The organism is Mesorhizobium sp. P5_C1, from assembly GCF_054049815.1.
Genome location: NZ_JBFULQ010000347.1, coordinates 1 through 5,960 on the forward strand (window position 1 = coordinate 1; position 5,960 = coordinate 5,960).

The following is a 5,960-nucleotide window of genomic DNA, read 5'->3' on the forward strand; positions in this document are numbered from 1 at the left end:
CGTTGATCGCCTTGGCATGCTTGATGATGCCACCAATGTAGAACAGGCAGCTTTCCGACAGGCCGGCATATTCATTGCCGGCGAAGGTCGGCTTGCCGTTCTTCCAGATCGACTGGTGGACGTGCATGCCCGAGCCATTGTCGCCGAAGATCGGCTTCGGCATGAAGGTGGCCGTCTTGCCGTAGGCGTTGGCGACCTGGTGCACGACATACTTGTAGATCAGCATCTTGTCGGCGTTGCGCACGAGCGTATCGAACTTGATGCCGAGTTCGTGCTGGGCGGCCGCCACCTCGTGGTGGTGCTTTTCGACCCGCACGCCCATTTCGGCGAGCACAGTCAGCATTTCCGAGCGCATATCCTGCGCGGAATCGATCGGCGGCACCGGGAAATAGCCGCCCTTGATGCGCGGACGGTGGCCGAGATTGCCGGTCTCGTAGTCGGTGTCGTCGTTCGAGGGCAGTTCGGTGGAATCAAGCTTGAAGCCGGTGTTGTAAGGGTCGGCCTTGTATTTCACATCGTCGAAGACGAAGAATTCGGCTTCGGGGCCGACGAAGATCTGGTCGCCGATGCCTTCCGACTTCATGTAGGCCTCGGCCTTCTTGGCCGTGCCACGCGGATCGCGGTTGTAGGATTCACCCGAAACCGGATCGAGGATGTCGCACAGGATGACCATGGTCGACTGTGCGAAGAACGGGTCCATGTGGACCGTGTCCGCATCGGGCATCAGCACCATGTCGGACTCGTTGATGGCCTTCCAGCCGGCAATCGAGGAGCCGTCGAACATGACGCCATCAGCGAACATGTCTTCCTCGACCTCGATGACATCCATCGTCACGTGTTGCAGCTTGCCCTTCGGATCGGTGAAGCGCAGGTCGACGAATTTCACGTCGTTGTCCTTGATCTGCTTCATGATGTCTTTGGCTGTCGTCATGTCATGTATCCCTGTTTGATGACGTTTTTTGATGATGACGGTTTTCAGGCGGATGGCGGGGTCGGATCAGACCGCGTCCATGCCGGTTTCGCCAGTGCGGATTCGCACGACTTCCTCGATGTTGGAGACGAAGATCTTGCCGTCGCCGATACGGCCTGTCTGGGCCGCCTTGCGGATGGCTTCGATCGCGCCTTCGACCGCGTCGTCGCCAAGCACGACCTCGATCTTCACCTTGGGCAGAAAATCGACGACATATTCGGCGCCGCGGTAGAGTTCGGTATGGCCTTTCTGACGCCCGAAGCCTTTGGCCTCGGTGACGGTGATGCCTTGCAGTCCGGCCTCCTGAAGCGCTTCCTTCACTTCGTCCAGCTTGAATGGCTTGATGATCGCTTCGATCTTTTTCATGTAAAAAGTGGCCTCCACTGCCAAAAAAACGGGTTGTGAACCCCCGCTTGCGCCTCCATCAAGCACGAACTGTGCCAATTGGACAGATTTGAAGCGGTCTCATACGATTTCAAAGCCGCGCCGCGCCGGGAAGCAAATTCGCGTCATTCACTGCATCAGGTGCGCCATGGGCCGCTGGAGCCACGAAGGAGCCAGCAAGTGCATCCGCACAACAATTAGGCATATCGCCTATTCAGCGGGCAGTTTTGTGCCTGCGACGCCCTCATTCCAACGATATGGCCGCAAATTTCGCCACTCCCCTTCGTTTGCTTCGGATCGAAAAGTGGACAATGCTTGATCGAATGCAGATCGGCAATCCATGAGCAACGAACTTCTTTCCCCGGCCGAAATGAGCGAGGCCGATCGGCTGGCGATTGCCGCTGGTCCGCTCGATGGCTTCGGGCTGATGCGCCGTGCCGGCGAAGCGGTCGCGGCCGTGGTCCTGGCGCGTTATCCCGCAGCGACGCGTGTCCATGTGCTGTGCGGCCCCGGCAACAATGGCGGCGATGGCTATGTCGTTGCCCGGTTGCTGGCCGGCAGCGGCGTAAGCACAACGATCTGGGCGAGCGGCACGCCGAGGCCGCAAAGCGATGCGGCGCTCGCCGCCGCGCAATGCCCGGTGAAACCTCGGCCACTGTCGGATTTTGCCGCCGTGGCCGGCTCGATTGTCGTCGACGCGCTTTACGGAGCAGGGCTGTCCAAGCCGCTGGCCGGCGATGCCGTGAAAGCCGTCGACACTGCAACAGCTCTGCGCCTGCCTGTGGTCGCGGTCGACCTGCCGTCGGGTGTCTCAGGAGCCAGCGGCGCAATATTGGGCAGGGCGTTTCACGCCGAGGTCACCGTCACCTTCGCGCGGCAAAAGCCCGGCCACTTGCTGCTCCCGGGACGAGAGCAATGTGGTGAAATCGTGCTCGCTGATATCGGCATAGGCGACGGCATCATCGCCCAACTCGCCGTGTCGACTTTTGAGAATGTGCCAGACCTGTGGTTGCGGGAATTTCCCGTGCCGGCGGTGGACGCGCACAAATACAAGCGCGGCCATGTCGGCGTCTTTTCCGGCGGTCCGAGCGCCACCGGCGCGGCGCGGCTGTCGGCACTTGCCGCCGCGAGAAGCGGGGCAGGGGCAGTCACCGTGCTGTCGCCGGCCAATGCCATGCAGGTAAACGCTGCGCATCTCACCTCAATCATGCTGCGCAAGGCCGATGACAGCGTCGACATCGCCTCGTTCATCGACGAACGCCGGCCGTCGGCTTTTGTTCTCGGGCCCGGTTTCGGCATTGGCGAAAAGACCCGGCAATTTGCACTCGCGCTGCTCAGCCCTGCCCAGCCTAGCGGCACGTCAACCCGGATTGACGGCCTCGTGTTCGATGCCGACGCGATCACCTCTTTTCGTGAGGCGCCGGACGTCCTGTTCGAAGCTTCTCGCCAACCGGGCGCGCCGGCCCTGGTGATGACCCCGCACGAAGGGGAGTTCGCCAGGCTGTTTCCCGATATCGCCGATGACGTTGCGTCCTCCAAGCTCGACAAGGCCCGCGCAGCCGCCGTGCGTGCCAATGCCGTCATCGTCTACAAGGGCGCCGACACCGTCATCGCCGCTCCTGACGGCAGGGCGGCGATCAACGCCAACGGCGCGCCGTGGCTGGCCACCGCAGGATCGGGCGACGTGCTGTCAGGCGTCATCGCCGGGCTGCTGGCGCAAGGCATGCCCGCCTTCGAAGCGGCCTGCGCCGCGGTGTGGATTCATGCTGAAGCCGGCAGCCGGTTCGGACCGGGGCTGATCGCCGAGGATCTGCCGCCGGCGCTGGTGCCGGTGCTGCGCGACCTTGTCGAAGCACGTTCGGCCGCYCGATGAGCCGCGCCCTGGCTCTGCTGCTCGCCACCCTCCTTGCTGTCTTCGTGGCGTCGGCAGCGCGCGCCGAAGGTCCTGTGACGATCGTCGATGATCCGGCGGTACTCGCCGCACTTGATGCCAAGGGCTACGGCTTTGCCGATATTTTTGGCGCGGCGGGCGCGGGCGACCTGAAAGCTCTCTACGACAAGGCGCCGGCCTATCACGCTGTCGTCGACACTGTGGCGGCCGATGTCGCCGCGCTGCGCGCCGACATGAAGGCCGGCGGGCGGCCGCTCTACGAGGTCACCGACGGCAATGTCGGCCGCATCATGGACATGCGCTGGCTGAAGACCGATGCCGCGCGCTTCCGGCTGGTCGGCGTCGTCAACCGGCTCGACCGTCGCGACTTCGCGGCCCTGCTGGGTGACAAGAGCTGCGGCGAGGTGCGTTTCATCTACCGCCTTGCCTACAGTTTTCGCAAAAATGGCAAGCTGTTGGCGTCGCGTCTGCCGTTCAATTTCAACGCCGTCTACAGCGCGGCGCCCGATGCCGACGGCGGCTGTGTCGGCGTTGCCGGACGCTGGACGCCACAGCTTGACGAGACCGTCGATGCTGGCTGGCTGACTGGCGGTCCGCTGGAGAAAGCCGGGCTGACCTTCAAGCAGCTGGAACTCAACGCCCAGGTGGTGCGCTTTCCCTCTGGCCAGGAAACCGAGTTCGGCGGCCAGGCCGCCTATCTCATGCGGATATTCGGCATCGATGGCGGCGCCGTCAGCGAGAAGCCGCTGGAGAACACGCCTGACTCCGCACGGCTTTCGCAAGACGCGGCCCTGAAAGCAAGGCTCGCCGCCTATGTCAGCGCCAATCTGCCGGCCGTCGACGAAGGCGTCTACGAAATCCCCGACGAATTCCTGGCCAGGAAGGTCATCTCGTGGTCGACCTTCGGCAGCGCGCGGCAGGCCAACCACCCGTTCACGCCACTGCTTAAGCCCGGGGAATTCGCATCGCTCGACTATTCCGGGCTCAAACTGCTGCGCACACCGGAAGCTCTCATCGAACGGCTGGACAATGGCGCCTGCCAGGGTTGCCATCAGGCTGGTTCCACCGCCGGTTTCCATTTCATCGGCCTCGACGACAAGACGACCTCGCCGCTCAACCGCATCGAGGTCGGCATTTCGCCGCATCTTCACGCCGAGATACCGCGCCGCCAGGCCTGGCTGCGCGCCATGGCGCAAGGCAAGGAGCCGAACCGCTTCCGCCCGCTCTCCATTGCACCACCGGCTGCCTGGACGGACGCCGGCGCGATCGACTACGCGCCGGCTGAGATGGCAATGCCGTGCCTGATGCCGGACGATGCCGCACGCTTCGGCAAGACCTGGCAGTGCGGCGGCGGCACCATCTGCACGCCGCTGGCCAGCGCTTCGGGTGTGCGGACGAAGCTGGCGCAATGCCTGCTGCCCAAGGACAGTCCCGACATGTTTTCCGGCCATCCCTGCCTGACCGGATCGATCGCCAGCAACGCAACGCAGCCTTTCAACGATCGCTTCAAAATATCAGGCCAGTTCGCGGCCTTTGCGCAGGATGTCTCGCGCACTGGCTACACCTGCCGTCCGCCGAAGATCGGCGTGCCTGGCGGCATCGCTTATCGCGGCTGCGACGACAAGGACCGCGCCTTCGCGGGCTTCAAATCCGGCAAGCCGATGCCGAACGAGATCTGCGGGCTGGTCGGCGGCAAGAAATTCGACATCTGCGTGGCCACCAACAATTTCGACCAATGCCTTGGCGGCGCCGTCAACCGCGGCAACCGGCCGGCCTGTTCGGCCGATCATTTCTGCCGCGAGGACTATATGTGCCAATCGCTGCCGCCCGATACCCCTGGCATCGGCAAGATCAAGGGTATCGGCTTCTGCTCGCCGACCTATTTCATCTTCCAGATGCGCATCGACAACCACGCGACGCCCTGGGGCAGTTCCGTCCGTGCCACCATGGGGGCAGGATTTGGCGCGGCGGAAGAGGAGTAGCCGCTCCCAGAAACAATCCGGGTGGCTACCTATCGATCAAGATGGTCGGCGACCTTCGATGTCCATTCACCATCGAAATGATGAACGCGCTCGGTAACAACTTCATTGCTCAAAAGGCTGGAAAGGGCTGAAACCAAAACCGGCTCCATCGCAGGGACCGAGCTGTATCCGAGCGCAGCCAGACGTTCGGACCATGGCGGATGATCGGCACTTTCGTTGTCTGGGGCATCCCAGGCCTTTTGAGCATACTCTTGCAGGATGGAGTGGCTCGTCAGTTCCTTGGCTGCCCTCAAAACTCTATCGAGCGGTGGAGGAGGTGGAACCATCGTGCCAAGCAATTCACGCTTGAGTGGATCATAAACCCGATGCTCGAAGAACGCGTCGGCTGCGCCGATCAGCAGCAGTGCACGCGCTGCCTGGTATGCATCGCCGGACGTCGCTGCATGACGATCGGCATCGATCTCCGCCCGTCGTGACAACCGTATTCCTTCGCGTTCCATCGCGGATGACAGTGGACTGAGCAACCAGTAAAACAAACTGCCGGAAAGGGTCCTCCCCGGAGGGGCGTAGTCGAAGATCAAGTCGAAGCTTTTGTCGAGTTCGGCAAGATTGAGTCCGCCGTTTGTATCTCTGTTTCTCAGATGCGCGTCCTCATGGGCCAAGATCGCCGCAAACGCCTTGTCGTCGGTCACCGCAAGCAACGGAATACCGACCGTCAAGATCACCCGACGAC

The 5,960-nt window shown here is 62.5% G+C and carries 5 protein-coding genes; 2 read left to right on the forward strand and 3 right to left on the reverse strand.

Annotated features, from left to right (window positions below):
- The coding region (locus ACXJ7R_RS22625) for a glutamine synthetase beta-grasp domain-containing protein (protein WP_457153794.1) at window positions 1-931 on the reverse strand (931 nt) is incomplete at its 3' end.
- A gap of 66 nt (window positions 932-997) precedes the next feature.
- The gene (locus tag ACXJ7R_RS22630) at window positions 998-1,336 is read right to left on the reverse strand and encodes a P-II family nitrogen regulator (protein WP_006205430.1); all 339 of its coding nucleotides are present in this window, start codon (window positions 1,334-1,336) and stop codon (window positions 998-1,000) included.
- 358 nt (window positions 1,337-1,694) lie between these two features.
- Here ACXJ7R_RS22630 and ACXJ7R_RS22635 point away from each other — a divergent pair, with 358 nt between their 5' ends.
- Complete coding sequence (locus ACXJ7R_RS22635) at window positions 1,695-3,227, forward strand: NAD(P)H-hydrate dehydratase (RefSeq protein WP_457153795.1); 1,533 nt, start codon at window positions 1,695-1,697, stop codon at window positions 3,225-3,227.
- A complete protein-coding gene (locus ACXJ7R_RS22640) occupies window positions 3,224-5,227 on the forward strand; it encodes a hypothetical protein (protein WP_457153796.1) in 2,004 nt (667 codons plus the stop codon). Before ACXJ7R_RS22635 ends, ACXJ7R_RS22640 begins: the two co-directional genes overlap by 4 nt.
- 29 nt (window positions 5,228-5,256) lie before the next feature.
- On the opposite strand, the gene ACXJ7R_RS22645 is transcribed toward ACXJ7R_RS22640, so the two are convergent.
- Window positions 5,257-5,960: M48 family metalloprotease (locus tag ACXJ7R_RS22645; RefSeq protein ID WP_457153797.1), on the reverse strand; the 704-nt coding region annotated here is incomplete at its 5' end.